Raw genomic sequence first — 18,951 nt, 5'->3', positions numbered from 1 at the left:
CTGGTGGGCCCGGCGATAGCGCGGGTGCCGGATAGTTCATAATTTGTAGCGCGGAAGATCGCGTCGGTCACTAGGTCGACGCGATGGCGCTGGGCGGCGGCGAGAAGGTATGCCAGTCGATCACTATTTTGATGAATACCCGAGGCCCGCAATTTTCGACTTTCGCGATTTTGGCTCGGCATTGGTCGAAAATAGAACCATCGGTGGCTGCGATAATGTCGTTCAACACTCGAGCGCCGCGGTTCAGCTCGGCGATCACAGTTTCTGGAAGTGAGCAATCCAGCAGCAACAACCTACCTGTCCCGTCAGGTTGCTCAAGATATTCGACACCGCGTTCAGAATAACTAAGCAGCCAGACCCCTCGCCAAAAGCGCAACCGGTCTGGGTGCCTCGTTTTTCCATTGGCAATCTTTTCGACTAACGGAAAAATTGCAGATGACGGAGTTTTCCAGCTCGCTTCGGTGTAGAGTTGATCGACGTGGCGACTACGCTTTGCGAGCCAGGCTATTCCCAGCTGCGAAATAGAATGCATTGCAGGAACCATCGAACGATCAGCGGTCGAGCTCGCTCTGCACATCTGGCCACAGCCGCGCCGCATGACGTTTTAACGCCTTGCGCATCGTCGCCAGCTCAGAGGTCGATACCCCTAAAAAAGTTGCGAGGTCACGACCTCGAAGGTCGAACCCTATGCCCTCGATGAGGGCGGCGTGTCTCGGGTTTTCGCGCGCCAGTTGTTCGAGCGCATCCGCGCATACCGTGCGCACACGCTCTATTTCGGCAATCTCCTCCGCGGTCCGGACCACGAAATTCCCGATCGCCAGCCGGTCGATCACCTCTTCGACCGGCAGGCTGATTTCCTGATTTCCTCGTCGCTCGCGCGAGCGTAGCGCGGTCGACGCCATGCTGCGCATAATGCTGGCGAGCACCTGCTCGACCGACACGTCCGACGGGCACGAACGCGACGTGAGCGCTTTGCGAACGGCTTCATGCAACAGATCGCCGGCATCGCCGTTCAGCCTGCTCGCAAACCAGCGAGAAGCTCGCCGCACATCACCGGCGTTCGAGAAATCGACCTTGGCAAGCTCGGCGCGAACCTCGTCCGCCGTCAAAGGACGGGCATTTTGCCGATCGAAGGAGGGAGCCGACACAGGTGCGGGCTTACCTACTCATGCGCCGAGCTAAAAATTCTCGGACAGGCTGTCCGAAAAAATCCCGTTCGGCGCATGAATGGGTAAGCCCTGAGCTTCGTGCGGTGCAATGCATGGGCGGGACCGTAGCCCCGCCCCGTTAACGAGCGGTCTACGCCGCCTCGCGGTCCAGCCACGGCGCCAGACGCTCCGCGTCGCGAGCCGCCTCCTGAAGAAGCGCCTTAAATTTCGCTTCACGGTAGGCGCGCAAGGCTTCCGTATAGCCGCGGCCTTCCCGCAGTGCTTCGACACTGCGAAGGATCCGGTCGCGGACGACGTCGATCTCGGCGCGTGGATCGTGCAGCCGGCGCCAATGCGCGAGCAGCAGGACCGTGCTGATGACATCGCATTCGCAAGCCTCTTTGACCTCGTCCCAGCGCCCGGCTTCGATCAGTCCAGCGACCGCGAAGGCCGGGACGGTAATCTTGGCCGGGATATCGCATGCGGCGAGAATTTCGGCCATGTGGACCGGCTTCATCTTGAAATTGCCGGTCAGGACACGCGCAAGGTCAAGATGGCGCACGGGATCGCCGGCACCGAAGGCGAGCCAGCGCCAGCCCGCTGGGTAGGTCAGCCCATGCCGAAGCATGGCCGCGGTCAGCAATGGGCAATCGTGCATCATTCCGGCCCACGTCACCAGTTCGGCGTTGCTCGGTGCCTTATCGAAGACCTTGAGCACCTTTTCGATCACCTCACGCTCATTATTGTCTGGCGCGCTGAAGGTATCGAACCTGTTGACCTCGATATTCCCAGCGACGCTCTCGACCAGCACCATGACGGCGGCCGTCGTGATTGTCTGGAACGGCCAGCGCGGCGTCGTCAGTGGATCTTCGCTCCGCCGATAGCCGCGCCGAACGGGGCGGTCGTCCGACGGCACCCAGCGCTCCATCGCCTGATAGCGCTTATGGCTGGCGTCATCGAGGACAGCGGATTCGAGGTCGAGCACGACCCAGCACCGCGGCTCGCGCGGCGTGATCTTTTCAATATTCATGAAAATCTCCTGAGAGCGGCGGGCGCGTTCGACGCGCCCGCCTAATTGGTTCAATTGAAGCGGACGACGGTTTCGACGGACCGCTCCGGTTCCACCCAGTCGGCCCCCGCCGGCAGCCAGACATTATTCTCGGCGAGCCGACCGCCCATCGCTTGCGCGGCGGCGCGGATACGGCGCTCGGCGATTTCCCGGCCTTTGGCCAGGCTCTTGGGCTTTCCGGCCACGCATTCGAGCAGGCCGCGCGCACCGATGGCGAACATCTCGTCGCGGCGTGTCGAAATGAGGATGACGGGCGATGTTTCGCTGGCGGCCCATGCCACGCAACGATCGGTGACGTTGATCGTCAGCAGGTCGCGCAGCACGACCGCATAGCTGCTCGGTTCCGCCACGGCGGCGTCCGTCCAGCTCGAGTAGACGACGTCCTTGCGCATCGCGACCGCGACACGGCCGATCTCCATCGCGATTTCGGCGTCCATTTTGCGGCCTGCGCTGAATGACAGACAGTCATTGGCTGGTTTGAACAATGGCCAGCCCATTTCCTGACGGAGTGCCCACATCCAGTTCTGGTGCTTCAGCGTCATCGTAGTGTGTTCCATGGTATTTCCTTGTTGCTGATCGACGGCCGGATCGGCCGGAGCATTTTTTCCGCTCACCTGCGGTGCTCATGATTGTTCTGATGGGAGAGAGGCGCGCCGAAGCGCGCCCGGCTCAGCGATGGCGCTGATGCCAGCTGATCTTCATCATCCGCGGCACGGGGCCATGCGCGCAGATATTCTGTCGAAACCAGCGCTCTTCCTCAGCGCATTGCTGTTCGTCGATCTCGCTCCACCACACGCGGTGGCGTTGGTCCCAGCGGTAGCCTCGAGCCTTCAACAGGCCGCGCTTGTCATATGGTGCACCCGTAGCCTCGAACCGCACGGTCGACCTCTCGGCATTCGCGAGCAGCGTGCCGAGTACGGTGCCGCCGTCCGGCAGCCGATGGGCCAGCAGATGGATCAAGCTGATCACATCGGCCATCGCGCGGTGTGCGCCGTTGAAATATCCGGCCTGCATGAGCAGGTGGCCCAGTTTGCAGCCGTCGAAACCTGCCTCGACCCAATCGAAATCCGATGCCGAGCAAGCCCATGCTGCGCCAGCCAAGCCGGGCAGAAGATTTTCTACGAATCCGATGTCGAAGCGCGCATTGTGCGCGATACGCACATCCGCGGCGGCAAGCCGTCGCTCGAGCCTGTCGAGATCGATGCTCTTTCCGGCCACATCGTCATCGGTAATGCCGGTCAAACGATGGATGTGCGCTGGTATGGGCATGTGTGGATCGCGTAATGCCTGACCGGCGCTGACGATCGAAATGATCTGGCCAGCCTGGTCCACCTCCAGTGTCACGACCGCGATGTCGATGATTTCATCGATCAGCGGATCGGTGCCAGTCGTCTCGGTGTCTACAATCGCGACGAAGCGGGTCGGTCCTTCCACGCGCTTCGCAAGCGGGAAGTCCTGAAGCGACGAGACGCGGCGCAGTATCCTGACGTCCGGATCATTTGCGCATAGTGAAAGCGCAGCCTCTACCGAGGCTGCGCGATTGATGGTGGTCATGGTCGATTTCTCCTGTGAATTCGACCGAGCGGGAGCGAGGGACTTTTTCCCTCTTCCTTATCTCGATCACAGGAAGCCCTCGAGGGCGGGTCGAATCGCGCCGGGTTTGCCGGGGCCTATCGCTACCGCTGGCGGGTTGGGAATACCGGCCCGCGGACTGTCATTCGGTCCGCCGGAAATGGCTGTTGCAGGGCCACGATCTCGTCATAGGATCCCTGAAGCCACCGGTCATAGTCACCCCGATGCAGGATGGTGATCATGGCCTTGGGATGGATGGGACGCACCAGTTCGTTCGCGTCGCAGGTTACCATAGCAAACGACGCGCCCTTTCCAGTCTGCTGCCAGAACCCGGCTACCGCGAAGACGGGCTGATCGCGCACCGCGAACCACATCTCGCCCTTGATGCCCTGCTCCGGATCCTTTTCCGGCGTCCACTCGCAAAATTCGGTGAGCGGTATGAGGCACCGATTGTCAGGTTTTTCAGCAAGCCGTCGCCATTGCGGAAGATCGAGCCGGCGGACATTGGTCATCGGCCATTTCGCACCGCCGCCCAAGACATCCCATTGCATCACATCGAGACCGAAGCCAGTCTCTCGATCGTTGCGGAATACGTAGGCGCGCGACTTTGGATAGAGTTCTACCGGATTGAACCGATTGTCGCGCGGGCGTTCGGTCAGCCAGTCGCCGCCGAAATGCTCGAATAGCGTTTCTGGCTCGCCGCGGTTACGTGCCCGGTTGCACATCAGAGATATCCCGCGAACAGGGCGACAAGCGTGAGGGCCAGAAGCACGGCGAACTCGATTTCCAGCAGGCGAATGCGGCGCTTCATTGCAGCGTCCCTCGACCCAGCTGGTCGAACCGTTGCGCGATTTCCTTCCAGCGAGCGACGCCAGCTTCATCGCCCTCGAGCGCGAGCGCGCCGATGCGCTCTGCGATGAAGGCGGGTCCACTCTCACCGTGAATCCGCTGGGTGGCGAGCGCTTCGGCCCAGCGTTCCTCGTCCGGCGTCAGCACTGGTGGTTTCGCCAGTAGCAATCCCACCGAAGCACCGTGCCGGTGCGGAGCATCGCGCAGGATATGTCGCCGCTCTTCGGCGACACGCACCAGGCTGCGGTTCGGCTGCCGCCTGCGCTGCCATCCGAACGGCATCGCATCGTAGGTCCCGCAACCCGGATATGGCCGTCGCTGGTTCGGCCAAGCCGCCGACCGACGGTGTTTACAAGTGCGTCACGGGCGGCAATCCATCCGGCCTTCGGGCAGGGCTGGTTCGACCGGCACGTGCCGTCGGTTTCGCGTGCTGCGATACCGGCAAGCCGAACGCGCGGTCCTTCCTTGCACCATACCGGCCCATCGCCGTCCCAGACGCGGATCGGGGTGCACGCGAACGTCGTTCCTGCAGGGACGATCGCCTGGGCGAGCATTAGCGCGAATATGAAGATACCAACCCCCTTCCGATGCCGAACCCTGCCCTGAATTCCATCGTGCGATCAAGTCCGGTTCCATTCGCGAACGCCTCCCGGTTGAGCCGGTGCCTTGTCCAATGTTCGTGTTATGTTCTATAGTTCGGCTTCGCCCTTATGGAGGCGATTCGACGGACTGGAGCTTGGTGATGCAGCGCGATCTGCAGCTACGCGCTTCTGCGCGCGAGATTTATGACGCATGCTATCCCGGCGACGAATGGTCGCCCCTGGCCTTCGACGAGGCGGAGCGGTTCGGAACCGTTCATTATCGGCAGGCGGTCGGCGCTGCACTGCGCGCGCGAGGGGCCTTTGCCTGTCGTAATACCCAGCGCGAACTGTTCGACCGGGCATGAGCCGGCGAAAAGGCGAACGACCGGTGGCGCTGGAACTCGACCGGTATGGCGAAGATCATCCGGTGGCACAGATGATTGCGGACGGCGACAACTGGTTTCAGGCATGGACGGCACAGACGGCAACGCCGCTGACGACGCTGGCGAAGCGGACGGGTATTCCGCGCACGCGACTGCTCACCATCGAGCGGGACGATCGGATATCGCGAGCAGAGCTCGATGCGCTTGCGAGGGCATGGTGCGTTTCGGCAGGTGATCTCGAGAGCTCGATCGATAAGCGGGTCCAGATTATCCCGTGACGACGGGATCAGTGCGAGCTGATGGGCCGGTAGCGGTCAGTCCGGCTTTGACGGGCAAGGCGCAGATAGCGGCCACTCGGCTTTCGCGAACAAAAGCGACATTCACGACGCCTCGCTTGGCAGTCGAAACCGGTCATTCATTCACGAGGCCAATTATGGGCCGGAAGCGGACTAGCAGATCTCGGGCGGCCTGATCTGCAAAGCAGACGCTCGTCATGCGATGTCGTCGCCGGCAACGGCCCTTCAGTGTGGACGAGATCCACTGATTGTCCTGACAAATGTCACGCTTCCACCTTGTCGGAGGAAATCCTGCTCTATTGCGGCAGCACAACCTCAGCTAGTACGACATCCGCCTGATGCTGGACTTTACCAAGATTATCGCTGGCGTTGCCGGGCAGCGCGAGACCTTCGAGGAACTAGTCTGCCAGGTCGCCCGGCGCATCCCGCCCACGGGGTCTGTCGAATTTCGCAGGATTCATGGTGCGGGTGGAGATGGCGGGATCGAGGCCGTGTGGCAGCTCGCCGACAGCAGCGAGCATGGGTATCAGGCCAAATTCTACACAAAATCCGGCGATGTCGATTGGGGCGCGGTCGACAAATCGGTAGCCACGGCGCTGGCTACCCACCCCAAGTTGAGCATGATGACGATCGCGATCGCGTGTGTGCTGACGGGGCGCACGCAACGGACAACGAAAGGCGGCAAGCCACAGGCGAATGGCTGGGATGCTTGGGACCAGCACAAGGTGAAGTGGGAGGCTGCCGCTTCGGCGCTGGGCAGAACCGTTCTGTTCGAACCTTGGACCGCATCGGACCTTGAAGAGCTGCTCACCCGCCCCGAAACAATCGGCTTGATCGATTATTGGTTCGGCGGGATCGAGTTGTCGCCGTCATGGCTCGCAGCCCAGTGCCAGCGGACCGTCGCCGCGCTCGAAGAGCGATATCATCCCGAAGACAATGTCGATGTATCAACCGCGGCGGTATTTGACGGTTTGCTTCGCAATACCCGGTTTCGCACCCTGCTCGAAGCTGTCCGCGCCGCTGTGCTCGAGAAGGCGCAACTCGGCTCGGCGCCGCAGACGCTGCCACCCACGGACAAGCGCAAACTTAGCGAGATCGCCGGCAAAGTCCGCCAGTTCGACGCGGCCACGTTTATCCTCGTGTCGTCGAGCGATGCGCCGTTCGACTATCCGGCATGGCGCGATCAGGCGCTTGATCTGCGCAAGCGGGTCTTCGATGCGATTCAGTCGATCGGCGAGTTCTCGCGAGAGGCAAAGGCCAAGCGGCCCAAGACGGCCGGCCCGCGGACACCGGCGGAGGATCGCGAGCGAACCGGCCTGGATTATCTGGTGGATACGCTGCGCGACCTGCAATCGGCTCTGGGCGATTTTCTCGAAGCCATCGACTCCATCGGAAGCCTGAGCGACCAGCGACGGTTTGCGCTGCTCGATGGACGGGCAGGATCGGGCAAATCCCACCTCATTGCCTCGCAGGTCGAGCGTGCGCTCGCCGACGGCGCGCCGGCCCTTTTTCTGCTCGGCACCGATTTCACGCTGCATGGCACAATCGGCAATCAGATGATCGCGCATTTCGAGCTTGGCGCGAGCAAGTTCGATCAATTGCTGGGCGCCTTGAACGCACGCGCCGAGGCAGTCGGCAAGCGGGCGCTGATCGCCATCGACGCCGTCAATGAGGGGGCCGGCGTCCAGCTCTGGCGGGGTGCGCTTCACGGGATCGCGCAACGCATCCTCGCCTACCCCCAGCTCTCCTTATGCATCTCGTGCCGTCGGGAGTATGTCGATCACCTCATCACGCCGGCGGTGGAGGCGATGGCCACGCGGGCCGAGGTCGCCGGGTTCGAGTCTCCGGAGGAGATCGAGGCGGCTGCCAAGGTCTATATGGATCGCCGCGGAATCGTGCGGCCGGCCACGCCCTGGCTCAACCCGGAATTCTCCAATCCGCTGTTCCTGCGCACGGCATGCCTTGCAATCGAGCGCGATGGACGAACAACCTTTCCACGCGGCATGCGCGGGACCAGCGAGGTCCTGAGTTTCTTCCTCGACGCCACCGGACGCCATCTGGGGACGACCTATGACGGCGCCGACACGCTCATCGGACCGGTGCGGCGAGCGCTGCTGAGCCTCGCCGCAGCGATGGCGAAGCACCGGCAGGACTATGCAAGCCGGGCTGAGGCGCACGCGATCGTCGAACAAGCCTTTCAGGGCTTCGCGCCACCGCCGGGGAAGACATGGCTCGAGCTACTGCGTTTCCGCGGCCTGCTACGGTACGACCCCAATCCTGCGCACGATCCCAACGACCCTCTCTCGGATCAGGACGACGTCGTCCGCTTCTCGTTCCAGCGGTTCCAGGACCACCTAGTCGCAAATTCGCTGCTGCAGAACATCTCCGATCCAACCGGCCTGTTCGATTCGGCAGGATCCCTCGCCTTCGTTCTGAGAAAGCACGGCGTTCAGTGGGAATGGCGTGGCCTCTTCTACGCGCTGACACTGCACTTCGCCGATCGCTACAAGGTCGAGATCGTCGACGCTCTTCCCGGCGGCTTCAATGCCTGGTGGGACCAGTGGCCTGTCCAGGATGCGTTTGTCGACAGCGTGCGCTGGCGCGCCGTGGGCGCATTCACAGATCGGACACGCGAGCTGCTCAACCGGCTCGACCGCGATGACGAGGAAATCGTCGCGTTGCTGATCGAATTGGCCGTGGTCGAGCAGCATCCATGGAATGCAGACCTTCTCGATCGCAACCTTCAGCCGCGCCAGCTTGCTGACCGAGATGCGTTCTGGACCCGCCGCATCAATGCGGCGCATCACGATGCCGGGCACCCGCTGTCGAAGTTGATCAATTGGTGCCTGAGCCTAGGGACAGCACGCGCCGAAGATGAGACGCTGAGGCTGGCGCTCGTGATATTGGCATGGGCCTTTACCTCGACCAGCGCGAACATTCGCGATACCGCAACGAAGGCGATGATCCGCGTCTTCATGGAACGGCCATCGCTGGTCGAGCCGCTGTTCATTCGCTTTGCCGGGTGTGACGATCCGTATGTCATCGAGCGGATGTTCGGCGCGCTCTACGGGGCGAGCCTCCGGACACTCGATCCCGCCCGTCTCCAGGCGCATGCCCTGACCGCCTGGACGCACGCCTTCGCTGGTGGTCAGGTCCCGGTCCATATCGTCACGCGCGATTATGCTCGTGGCGTCGTCGAATTGGCGAATACCGCTGGCACACCCGACGCCAGGATCGATCTCGTTCGATGCCGCCCGCCCTATGGCGCCACGGCACCTGTCTTCAACTTCACGGAGGCGCGCGTGGAGGCGCGCGCGAAGCGGATCGGCGCCGACTCGATCCTTCGCTCCTGCTACAAGGGTTTGGCCGACTTCGGCCGCTATACGCTCCAGTATCGGGTCGAACGCTTTGCGGCCGCACCCCTCGCTGGACCTCGACCGCTGATGTCTTCCGAAACCGGCAGAGCCTTTCTCGACGACGTATCGCAAGGGCGTCCTGACATCGCTGCCGCGTTCGAGGCCCTTCGGGACGCCCATCGACGAAAGCGCATGTCGTTCGATGCCGACACCTTCAAGATGACGATCCCAGCTGCGGACCGCAGGCGCGTGCGAGCCGCCGAAGCTGCACTGGTGGCCTTGCTGACACCGGCGCAGGCACGGCGGTTTGCGACCAACGCAAAACGCTGGGCGGCAAACGAATCGGACAATGTCTGGATCGTCCCCGGCAAGGGCGCCGGCAAGGAAGTGAACGCACATCGCGCCAAGCTTTGGGTCGCCAATCGCGCCATGGCTCTGGGCTGGACCGAGACGGCGTTCCCGCGAGACCACACGGTCGGCGAGCGGCAGGGAGATCGGGGCCGCGTAGAACGGATCGGAAAGAAGTATCAGCGCATCGCGATGATGGAGTTGCTGGCGAGGCTCGCGGACAATAATTGGCTGAAGCCCGACTGGGGCGAGCCCGCGAAGGTCTATGATGATCCGCTCGATGTCGAGTTCGTTCGCGACATCGAGCCTTCGGTTCTACCGGCCGACAAGGAAGCGGCCGCTATCTCGGGCGTGCCGAGCGTCCCGCTCCTGCGCTGCCCCGATCTTCCGCCCGCTGAACGCAAGGCGTGGGTATTCGATACCGATCTTCCAGCACAGCGCCTGTCAATGGGACTGGGGTCTGATCTAGGAAGCGACGAATGGCTCGCGCTCTACCGCTATGCCTCGCACGACATTGATGGCCCACGCGGGAAAGGGGTGTGGGATGTCCCCTGGGAACAGAGCGATTTCCACTTCATTGCCATGCTGCTGATGCCGCCCGCCACGCGCGAGCGGTTCATCGAGGAAACCGAGCGCCACATGGACGATTTTCACGAATGGCTGCCCGGAAATCTCACGGATGGCCCCTTTATCGGCGAGCTTGGCCGGCGATCGACATGGCCGGACAAGCCATGGTCCACGCTGCGGGCACGCGGACCGGACGACGATCGATGCTACCGGGTGATCAAGCCGACAATCGGGTTTCAATGGGAAAGTCATCTCGACGAGAGCCTCGCTGACGGCTTCTCCAGGCAGGTCCCGATCGGATGGCTGATCCGAGCGCTCGGCTTGCGTCCCGACATTGAAAATGCCGGCGTCTTTGTGAATGGCGACGGCCTGCCGGTGATCGTCAGCGGCAGCGATAATCACCATAGCCACGTTCTGGTCCGCCGCGACGCCCTGTTGGAGATGGCGCGCAAGCACGAGGTCGAACCTGTCTGGACCGTGATTGGCGAACGCATCGGACGGACAGGCAGCGGGAAGCGCAGACCCGACGTTCGCGTGCGATACAACGGGGTTCTCTGGCTACGGGAGCGATCGCCACAGATACGGCATTGGTCGCGCTCGGACTGAGAGTACCCTTAGCAGGTCTGACACCAGCAACTACCCTGTTGTGCCGGCAAACGGACCCGCAGCGTAATACGCCGTCTCGTCGACGATCGGATAGGCGATCTGCAGGCTGCCGCTTCCGTCACCGAGCGGAATCACATTGGTCGTCCAGCGCACGGCGTCGCGGTATCGTTGAACGCCAAGATGCTCCGCGAAAATACGCGTCAGGCGCTCCTCGGCCTCCTTCACCGTGGCGTAGAGCGTCTCGACGTTGAACTCGATCGGTTCGTCGTTCTCGAATTTGGCGCCGCGATGATAGTCGCCGTCGCCCAACACGATCTGCAAGAAGTGCGCGTCCGTAACTTGGCAACCGTCCAGGACCAGTCCGACGCCATTGCTCTGATTGACGATCACCAGCGGCACGATCTCGAGAGCCCCGGAGCCACCGAGCAGTGCGTCGAGAAGCGCGGGCTGGGTTGCGAGCCAGTCTGACTTGCGGCGCGCCTGGTCGGCGGCTTTTTCGAGCTTGCGAACATAGTTGTAGCATTCGCTCGGCTCGGATGGGCCGAGGAAGCACTTGATCTCGCCGACAAGTACGCGATTTCCGATGCGTACGAGGAGATCGACTTCCTCCTTGGCCTTGCCCTTTGGCAGGTGGCTGACGCACCAGTCGGTCGAGGCAAACAGCGTATTCTCGCGCAACGCCTGCTCGGCCAGCGTGCGAACCTGCGCTTCGTAGATCAGGCCGTTCGGGGTTTTCGAAAGATCGTCCCCGCCCGTCGCTTGCAGCCAGCGCTCGGTACGCCGGATCGGCGATCCCCATATCAATGCGCCCGCTGCGATCAGGACATGCTCGCCGTCGGCCATCGCCACCAGCGGCTTGTGCCACAATCCGATGCGAAACAACTCGCCCAGGTCCGCCGCCGGATCGACGGTCAGAAACGCGATGCAGGCTTCGGCGAGCGCCAAACCGATCCCGAGCGTATCTCGCAGCGCTTCAATCAGCGTCGCCCGCGGCAGCTTACACGCCAACCGCTCCATGATGGTCCAATCGGGGGCGACCGGATCATATTCTTCCGGCAAGGCGGCGACAGCTAGATCCTGCAGCACGAGCACGGCTTCCGAAAGCAGCGCGACCGTCACTCCCGGCGCGCCGACGACCTGGTCGGCAAAAACGAATGTGTACGCATCGCTGACCGCATCGATCGACATGCGATGCGCTGCGGCCTGCTGCTCGGAAGGCGCCGCGACAGTGAGGGTCGGGGGCACGGCATCAAGGTCGATCGCCGTCACGGTCCGTGCAAGCGAGCGGGTCAGATACGCGTTGGGGATTCGCTTCTCGAGCTGGCGGTTGAGCATCGCGCCCTGCAAATGCAGCGACTGCTCGCGCAAGTCCCAAACCCGCCAACCGGCCATCCAGTCGGTATCGTCCGGGACCATCACATAACCGTCGGCACCCTGCCCGAACCGCCAGGGCTCCCACAGCGCTTCTTGCCAAATTGACCGAAACGCATGCTCTAGCGAGAGACACGCGCCCGCACGCTGGGCGATCCCTCCCAGGTCCTCGCCGGGCGCCCGCGACCCTTCGGTAATGTCGCGCGCAAGCGCGAACCAATGCGGAAGGGTGTCGACGAAAGAGTTGTTGAGGTCGTCCGCCGTCGCCGGGGACTGGCCTGGAGCCGGCTCGATGAGCAGCTGGGATATCGCCCCGAAATCCAATGGCCGGCCGCCGGCCGCCTCGAAGGCTGCCGCAGCCGCTACATCGGCCTTGAACTTGATCACCAGATAGCCGCGATTGGCATTTGCCAGCGCCAGCGTCAGGACCTGGTCCGGCGCGAAGCCAGCGAAGAGCTTGCTCGTGTAGCGATGGCGCAAAATCGCATTCTGAACGCCGATCAGCATCGCGACCTGCATCAGCAGCATATCGCGCGGCGACAGCGGCTCATCGCCGATGGCATCGACCACCGCCTTCCAGCCCGCGGGGTCAAAGGCGGTGTTCGTGGGGTGAATCAGGGCCGGCTTGGCCTTGCCGGTCAGATGCCGGAAAATCGTGGAATCAAGATCTGAAGTTCTCAACATGCCGCCGAGATGGTCGCGGCTCTCGAACGCTGCAAGCAGGATCGGCCATTCTACGAAGCCCTGCACCTAGGCCCTCTCCTCCGCTTAAGGTCGAATGAACGAGCGGCTGCTTTCGAGATCCCCAACATCTTTCTTGAATGACCGAAATGGGGCGCGAAGCTGACGGGCCGGCTTGCCGTCCAGAATGTCCGCCACCCCAATCTGCGCGCCCAAAAGCAGACTAACCGGACTGTCCAACATTTCGGTCAGATTGAGTCCGCTGATCCGATGTCCGCTTTCAGTTTAGCCCCGGCGATACCTCTTTGTCCGATCCTGCGGCGCTGCGATGAGCGGCCGGTCCGCCAGCAGAAAGATCGCTATCACAGTCCTCGGCGTTTTGGATCCTCCGACGTCGCCGGCGGCGCCAAGATTCCGAACCGATGACGGCTAACCGAACCGCTCGCCGATCTCGCAATTTAGGTGCTTGACCTTCTCACACGCCGGGATACAACCCGAAGATCATTTGCGAAAACCCTAGGTTTTCTGCGGCATACCAGCTCGCGCAAATGTGGAGCAAAATCCCGTTACCCGCTCCACTTCTCCCCTGACATCGCGACGTTCAATCCTCAGCTGTCGTCCGCCCGACGACGCGCATGCCCGCCGGGAATTCGGCATGCAGCATCTTGTACAGCCCCGCCGCCATCAGCAGCAGCACGATCGCGAAGGGCAGCCCGGTGACGATCGCCGCGGTCTGCAGCGCCGACAGCCCACCCGCCCAGAGCAACGCAGCGGCGAGCAGCCCCATAGCCGCCGCCCAGGTAAGGCGAGAGGCAAGGCCCGCTTCGTGATTCCCGCCCGATGCGATCATCGCGGTCACCAGCGCACCCGAATCGGCGCTCGTTACAAAGAAGGTGGTGATGATCAGGATCGCCAGACCCGAAACGATTGGCGTGAGCGGGAAATGGCCCAGAAACGCGAACAGCGCGTCAGGCATGGAATTATTCACCGCCTCGGCCAGTCCTCCTGCGCCGAACAGTTCGATGTGCAACGCGGTATCACCGAAGATGGTGAACCACAGGAACGTCACCAGCGACGGCACGAGCAACACGCCCGCGATGAATTCGCGCACCGTGCGGCCATAGGAAATGCGCGCGATGAAAACGCCGACAAATGGCGACCAGCTGATCCACCACGCATAGTAGAAGATCGTCCAGTCACCCTGCCAATGGCCGCCGGTATAGGTTTCGGTCCAGCTCGACAGATAGATGAAGTGCTGAAGGTAGTAGCCGATATTCTGAATGAAGCCGTTTAGGATGAACACGGTCGGCCCCGCCACGAGCACGAATAGCGCAAGCAGCGCGGCAAGCCCCATATTGATTTCCGACAGCCATTTTATCCCGGTATTCAGCCCAAGCCCCACCGAAATGCTGGCAAGACAGGTGATTACGAAAATGATCACGAATTTAACAAGCGATGTGTCGGGAACGCCGGCGATGATCGAAAGCCCGGCATTGACCTGCGACGCGCCGATGCCGAGCGAGGTGGCAACACCGCACACCGTAGCGGTAATGGCAAGCACGTCGATCAGGTCGATGACGATCGTCGGAATTTTCGGGAATGCGATTTCGAGGAACGCCCCGATGCTTAAGGGAAGCCGCTTGTTGAACGAGGCATAGGCAAGCCCCAGCGCGATAACCGCATAGATCGCCCAGGCGTGCAGCCCCCAATGGAGGAATGTCACACCCATCGACATCTGGGCATTGTCGGCAAGACCGCGCGCCGTCGTCGCGCCGGGATTGGACAGCGCGCTGACTGGCGGATTGGCGAAGTGGAGCACTGGCTCCGCCACGCCATAGAACATGAGGCCGATGCCCATACCGGCCGAAAACAACATTGCGAACCACGCGCCCGTGTCGAATTCCGGCGCGGCGTCATCGCCGCCCAGCCTGATCCTGCCCAGCTTTGAAAAGGCAAGGATTCCGCAAAAGACCAGCAGCACGTTGACGGTAAGAATAAGCAGCCAGCCGAAGGTACTGGTCGCGCCTGCCTGAATCGCGCCGAACACCTTATCGGCATTGCTGGCGTTGAGTACTGCATAGACGATGAGGATGCCGATCAGCCCGATCGATCCGAAGAAAACACTTGGTTTGAAGCGTGGGGTGATTTCCGATTCCGACAGTTCAGCCATGGGCGGCGCTCAAAAGGCAGCGGGCTTCGATGCGGATAGGAATCGGTTTGTCCCCCAAATGTTTCGGATACAAAGATGGCAAGGCGCGCGACAGCGGCGCGAAAAGACCATGCGAGCGCATTTGCGTTCAGGTAAACGGGGATACCGGCGGCGACTGGCCTTTGCAACCGCACCGTCCGGCGCAGCAAAGGCGACCGGCCGAAGAAGCACCCGAAACGGGATGGTGGACAGGGCTGGATTCGAACCAGCGTACGCTTGCGCGGGCAGATTTACAGTCTGCTGCCTTTAACCACTCGGCCACCTGTCCATCGGGCCGCCTGAACAGCGAGGGCGGACCCATGCCGATGCTGAGCGGGCATGTCAACGCCTTGCGAACCGCTTTTCCCGCGCATAGCGTCGCGCTCGTGCAAAATAATGACAGGGGCTGCCGCTAATGGCCCGCCGCCCGCGCCGACAATCCGGTTCCAGCAACCAGCGCCCGCGCTTTTGGGGCCGCCATCCCGTGAGCGCCGCGCTCGCCAATCCGAACCGAACCATCCGCCGCATCTGGGGCACGCGAGAGGCGCTGTCGGCCCTCGACCTGCCGCAGGGCCTTCCGATCGAATATGCCGAAGCAGCCGATCTTGCCCGGCTGGTTCCCGGCGACGCGCCGCATCAGGGCATGGTGGCGGAGGTTGATCCGCTTGACGATATCTGGCTGGAGGACGTTCTGGAGGCAGGCGCGAACGACCGCCGCCCGCTGCTGATCCTCGATCAGGTGACCGACCCGCATAATGTCGGCGCGGTGCTGCGTTCGGCCGCGGCGTTCGATGCGCTCGCCATCGTCACGCAGGACCGGCACGCACCACCCGAATCGGGGGCGCTGGCGCGCGCCGCATCTGGTGCACTGGAAATCGTACCCTGGGTGCGGGTGGTGAACCTTGCCCGTGCGCTCGACGATATCGGCGCGGCCGGATTCTGGCGGATCGGGCTGACCGGCCATACCGATCGCTTGCTGGGCGAAGCGCTGGGCGATGCACGGCCCGCGCTGGTGCTGGGCGCGGAAGGCGAAGGAATGCGCCACAATACGGAAACGCATTGTGATGAACTCGCACGCCTGCCGATCAGCGACAAGGTGGAGAGCCTGAACGTTTCGAACGCCGCGGCGATTTCGCTGTACGCGGCGGCGGCGCGAGGCTGACGCGATGGGGCTTTCCGCCGATCAGCTTCGCGCCTCGCTCGACGCGCTGGCTTCGCGCGAACCGGCCTTCGCGGCCGCACTGGCGCGGGTCGGCTATCCCGAACCGCGAATTCGCGAACGCGGGTACGCGACCTTGCTGCGCACCATTGTCGGGCAACAGGTGAGCGTCGCCGCGGCGGCGTCGATCTGGGGCAAGGTGGAGGCGGCGCTTGGCGGTGATGCGGGTGATCCGGCACGGCTGATCGCGGTGGATGACGAAACACTGCGCGGTGCCGGGCTGTCGCGGCAAAAGATCGCCTATGCCCGCAGCCTTGCCGAGGAAGTGACGAGCGGGCGGCTGGACCTGCAGAACCTGCCGGAAGATGACGAGGAAGCGATCAGGCAGCTGGTCGCGGTGAAGGGCATCGGCCGCTGGTCGGCGGAAATCTATCTGCTGTTCGCCGAAGGGCGCACTGATATCTGGCCTGCGGGCGATCTGGCCGTCCAGATAGAGATCGGTCGGATTCTGGGCCATGCCGAACGCCCCGGCGAAAAAGCGGTGCGCGCGGTCGCCGAAAACTGGCGCCCGCATCGCGGCGCGGCCGCGATCTTCGCCTGGCACCATTACAAAAGCGACATGGACGTGATTTGAGCGGGTCCGTCTATTCCCTGCCTTTATCAGACAACCGCCCCCAGACCGCGCTGCGTCGCCAGGTCGAGAGCGATCGCAATCGGCCATTGTCGAACTGGAATTCGACCGGCCAACTGGTCCCTGAAGCCCGATCGAAAAATTCTACGGCGATTTTGACAGCGACGCATCCACTGAACGGACCGTCAAGATAATCCCATCCGAGGTATCGATATTCGGTTGCGGTTATAGAGGCAGCGACGGAGTGCAGCGCGCCCATGCCGGGCGGCAGGGACACGCCCACATCACCGGCGCCAGTGCTCGCCATAACCTGATCAGCTACTAACCGGCCAAGTTCCGGATCGGTCGCATATCCCGGCTGCCGGGCGCGTTCGATAATCGTTATCGCGCGGCGACTGAGCGCCGCCTGCACTTCAGATCGCATATCGCCCGATACCGGTAGGCAATCCGTTGCAGCGTGAGCGTCCTGCGCGACGATGCTCAACAGGGCCAACGCAGGGATCATGCTGATCCCGGGCATTTTCTGTCGCTTCATGCGAACACCTGTCGTTCGAGGATGGGATCGATATCCGCCCCCGCCGGAAGCACGCCGAACATGCGGCCATCGCTTCCGCCCAGCCGCGATTCGCAGAACGTTTCGGCCACCGTTGCTGGGCCGTGGGCGAGGAGCAGCGCCGCTTGCAGCAGCAGCGCCATCCGCCCGACCAGCCCCCTTGCCTGCGCTTCGCCGACAGGACCTTCCATATCGCTGAGCAGCGTATCGAGCGCGGCGTCGAACCGGGCGTGCTTTCCGCGTTGCGCTGCGAGTTCGCCGATATACGCCTCCCGCGAATCGGGCTGCTTCGCCAGCGTGCGCAGCACGTCGAGCGCGATGACATTGCCCGACCCTTCCCAGATCGCATTCAGCGGCGCTTCGCGGTAGAGGCGCGGCATCGGCCCTTCCTCGACATAGCCCGCGCCGCCCAGACACTCCATGCATTCGAACACAAAGGCGGGATTACGCTTGGTCAGCCAGTATTTGGCGAGCGCGACCGACAGGCGGGCAAAGGCGCGTTCCGGCCCGTCGGGCGCGTCGAACGCTTTTGCCACGCGCACCACCAGCGCCACCGCGGCTTCATATTCGAGCGCGAGATCGGCGAGCACGGCGCGCATCGCGGGCTGATCGATCAGGCGTTTCTGAAACGCACTACGCCCCTGCGCATGGTTCACCGCCTGCGCCAGCGCCATGCGCATAATGCCCAGCGTCGCCGATATCGTGCCCAGCCGGGTATGGTGCACCATATCGATGATGGTGGCGACGCCCCTGCCCGCCTCGCCGATCAGCCAGCCGGTCGCGCCATGATATTCGATTTCGGACGAGGCGTTGGATTTGTTGCCCAGCTTGTCCTTCAGACGCATGATGTGGATCGCGTTGCGCGCGCCATCCGGCGTGATGCGCGGCACCAGGAAACAGCTAAGCCCCTTGTCGGTATAGGCAAGGGTAAGAAAGCCATCGCTCATCGGTGCTGAGCAAAACCATTTATGTCCGGTAAGCCGCCACAGCCGCCTTGCGCCATCTACCGGCTCGGCGCGCGTGGTGTTGGCGCGAACATCGCTGCCACCCTGTTTCTCGGTCATCGCCATGCCCAGGGTAATGCCCGCCTTCTCCCCGATCGGGCGGAGCGGCGCGTCATAGCTGCCGCCGATCAGCGTATCGATCCAGTCTTGGGTCACATCCGGCTGATGGCGAAGCGCAGGGATGGCGGCATAGGTCATATTGACCGGGCACATCACCCCCGCTTCGGCCTGCGTGAAGACGCTGAGCAACGCGGCATGGGCAAGGTGGCGGCCCGGACGATCCTCGGCCCAGGTGATAAGCGGGGTGGAAGCGGACTTCATCGAGGCGGCGGCCATAGCGGTCGAAACTCGCGAGTTCGGGCGAATAGCGATTCGCCGCCGCTCCCGCCTCCAGCATCGCCTCGTTTCCCATCAGCGCGCCGAGCGATTCGAGCCGGGTATCGAGCCAGTCGCCCGCTTCGCGCGCCACCGCCTGCGAAAGCGCACGGTCGCAACGATACAGGTTGCGCCCCGAAAATGCGTCCGGCTGGTTGGTTACGTCATGCGTTTCGAGCGCGGTGCGCGGTGCATAGGCAGACATGCCGGCCTC

The 18,951-nt window shown here is 62.7% G+C and carries 17 protein-coding genes, 1 tRNA gene and 1 pseudogene; 5 read left to right on the top strand and 14 right to left on the bottom strand.

Annotation, left to right across the window (positions count from 1 at the left end):
* Positions 1–70 precede the first annotated feature (70 nt).
* The 8 genes from KY084_RS10940 to KY084_RS16365 all read right to left on the bottom strand — a co-directional run bounded on the left by KY084_RS10940 (position 71) and on the right by KY084_RS16365 (position 5,192).
* Positions 71–532: a hypothetical protein gene (locus tag KY084_RS10940; protein ID WP_219238494.1), complete on the bottom strand. Its 462-nt coding sequence runs from the start codon at positions 530–532 to the stop codon at positions 71–73.
* A 19-nt stretch (positions 533–551) separates the two neighbouring features.
* Positions 552–1,109 carry a hypothetical protein gene (locus tag KY084_RS10935; protein WP_219238493.1) on the bottom strand — a complete coding sequence of 186 codons (558 nt, stop codon included), beginning with the start codon at positions 1,107–1,109 and terminating at the stop codon, positions 552–554.
* A 190-nt stretch (positions 1,110–1,299) separates the two neighbouring features.
* Positions 1,300–2,178, bottom strand: a complete 879-nt coding sequence (locus KY084_RS10930) for a 3'-5' exonuclease family protein (RefSeq protein ID WP_219238492.1) — start codon at positions 2,176–2,178, stop codon at positions 1,300–1,302.
* A 50-nt stretch (positions 2,179–2,228) separates the two neighbouring features.
* On the bottom strand, positions 2,229–2,774 hold the full coding sequence (locus tag KY084_RS10925; protein ID WP_219238491.1) for a hypothetical protein: 546 nt from the start codon (positions 2,772–2,774) through the stop codon (positions 2,229–2,231).
* A 112-nt stretch (positions 2,775–2,886) separates the two neighbouring features.
* Entirely contained in the window at positions 2,887–3,771 is an 885-nt protein-coding gene (locus tag KY084_RS10920; RefSeq protein WP_219238490.1) for a 3'-5' exonuclease, read from the bottom strand.
* A 122-nt stretch (positions 3,772–3,893) separates the two neighbouring features.
* On the bottom strand, positions 3,894–4,514 hold the full coding sequence (locus KY084_RS10915; RefSeq protein WP_219238531.1) for an SOS response-associated peptidase family protein: 621 nt from the start codon (positions 4,512–4,514) through the stop codon (positions 3,894–3,896).
* 82 nt (positions 4,515–4,596) lie between these two features.
* Positions 4,597–4,875: a DUF6961 family protein gene (locus KY084_RS10910; RefSeq protein ID WP_343228002.1), complete on the bottom strand. Its 279-nt coding sequence runs from the start codon at positions 4,873–4,875 to the stop codon at positions 4,597–4,599.
* Positions 4,779–5,192 carry a hypothetical protein gene (locus KY084_RS16365; protein WP_246587060.1) on the bottom strand — a complete coding sequence of 138 codons (414 nt, stop codon included), beginning with the start codon at positions 5,190–5,192 and terminating at the stop codon, positions 4,779–4,781. The genes KY084_RS10910 and KY084_RS16365 overlap by 97 nt, the downstream gene beginning before the upstream one ends.
* A gap of 188 nt (positions 5,193–5,380) precedes the next feature.
* Here KY084_RS16365 and KY084_RS10905 point away from each other — a divergent pair, with 188 nt between their 5' ends.
* From KY084_RS10905 to KY084_RS10895, 3 genes are all read left to right on the top strand, one after another.
* Positions 5,381–5,584, top strand: coding sequence for a hypothetical protein (locus tag KY084_RS10905; RefSeq protein ID WP_219238529.1), 204 nt, complete (start codon positions 5,381–5,383; stop codon positions 5,582–5,584).
* Positions 5,581–5,880 carry a helix-turn-helix domain-containing protein gene (locus tag KY084_RS10900; protein ID WP_219238489.1) on the top strand — a complete coding sequence of 100 codons (300 nt, stop codon included), beginning with the start codon at positions 5,581–5,583 and terminating at the stop codon, positions 5,878–5,880. Before KY084_RS10905 ends, KY084_RS10900 begins: the two co-directional genes overlap by 4 nt.
* A 356-nt stretch (positions 5,881–6,236) precedes the next feature.
* Positions 6,237–10,775, top strand: coding sequence for an NACHT domain-containing protein (locus KY084_RS10895; protein WP_219238488.1), 4,539 nt, complete (start codon positions 6,237–6,239; stop codon positions 10,773–10,775).
* Between the two features lie 30 nt (positions 10,776–10,805).
* Here KY084_RS10895 and KY084_RS10890 read toward each other — a convergent pair whose 3' ends face one another.
* From KY084_RS10890 to KY084_RS10880, 3 genes are all read right to left on the bottom strand, one after another.
* The gene (locus tag KY084_RS10890) at positions 10,806–12,896 is read right to left on the bottom strand and encodes a hypothetical protein (RefSeq protein WP_219238486.1); all 2,091 of its coding nucleotides are present in this window, start codon (positions 12,894–12,896) and stop codon (positions 10,806–10,808) included.
* Between the two features lie 532 nt (positions 12,897–13,428).
* Complete coding sequence (locus tag KY084_RS10885) at positions 13,429–14,997, bottom strand: BCCT family transporter (RefSeq protein WP_219238485.1); 1,569 nt, start codon at positions 14,995–14,997, stop codon at positions 13,429–13,431.
* A gap of 221 nt (positions 14,998–15,218) precedes the next feature.
* Positions 15,219–15,304 (bottom strand) — tRNA-Tyr (locus KY084_RS10880).
* A gap of 126 nt (positions 15,305–15,430) precedes the next feature.
* On the opposite strand from KY084_RS10880, the gene KY084_RS10875 reads away from it, so the two are divergent.
* Complete coding sequence (locus tag KY084_RS10875; protein ID WP_219238484.1) at positions 15,431–16,177, top strand: TrmH family RNA methyltransferase; 747 nt, start codon at positions 15,431–15,433, stop codon at positions 16,175–16,177.
* 4 nt (positions 16,178–16,181) lie between these two features.
* Complete coding sequence (locus KY084_RS10870) at positions 16,182–16,808, top strand: DNA-3-methyladenine glycosylase family protein (protein ID WP_219238482.1); 627 nt, start codon at positions 16,182–16,184, stop codon at positions 16,806–16,808.
* A gap of 10 nt (positions 16,809–16,818) precedes the next feature.
* On the opposite strand, the gene KY084_RS10865 is transcribed toward KY084_RS10870, so the two are convergent.
* From KY084_RS10865 to KY084_RS16785, 3 genes and pseudogenes are all read right to left on the bottom strand, one after another.
* Positions 16,819–17,340 carry a hypothetical protein gene (locus tag KY084_RS10865; protein ID WP_219238481.1) on the bottom strand — a complete coding sequence of 174 codons (522 nt, stop codon included), beginning with the start codon at positions 17,338–17,340 and terminating at the stop codon, positions 16,819–16,821.
* Positions 17,337–18,203 carry an acyl-CoA dehydrogenase family protein gene (locus KY084_RS16790; RefSeq protein ID WP_425516732.1) on the bottom strand — a complete coding sequence of 289 codons (867 nt, stop codon included), beginning with the start codon at positions 18,201–18,203 and terminating at the stop codon, positions 17,337–17,339. The genes KY084_RS10865 and KY084_RS16790 overlap by 4 nt, the downstream gene beginning before the upstream one ends.
* A gap of 3 nt (positions 18,204–18,206) precedes the next feature.
* Positions 18,207–18,942 (bottom strand): annotated as a pseudogene (locus KY084_RS16785) (acyl-CoA dehydrogenase family protein); the annotation flags it as partial.
* Between the last annotated feature and the right edge of the window lie 9 nt (positions 18,943–18,951).

The sequence above is a fragment of the Stakelama flava genome (assembly GCF_019351405.1).
GTDB classification, from domain to species: domain Bacteria; phylum Pseudomonadota; class Alphaproteobacteria; order Sphingomonadales; family Sphingomonadaceae; genus Sphingomonas; species Sphingomonas flava_A.
This window is presented reverse-complemented; position numbering and strand designations above follow the sequence as displayed.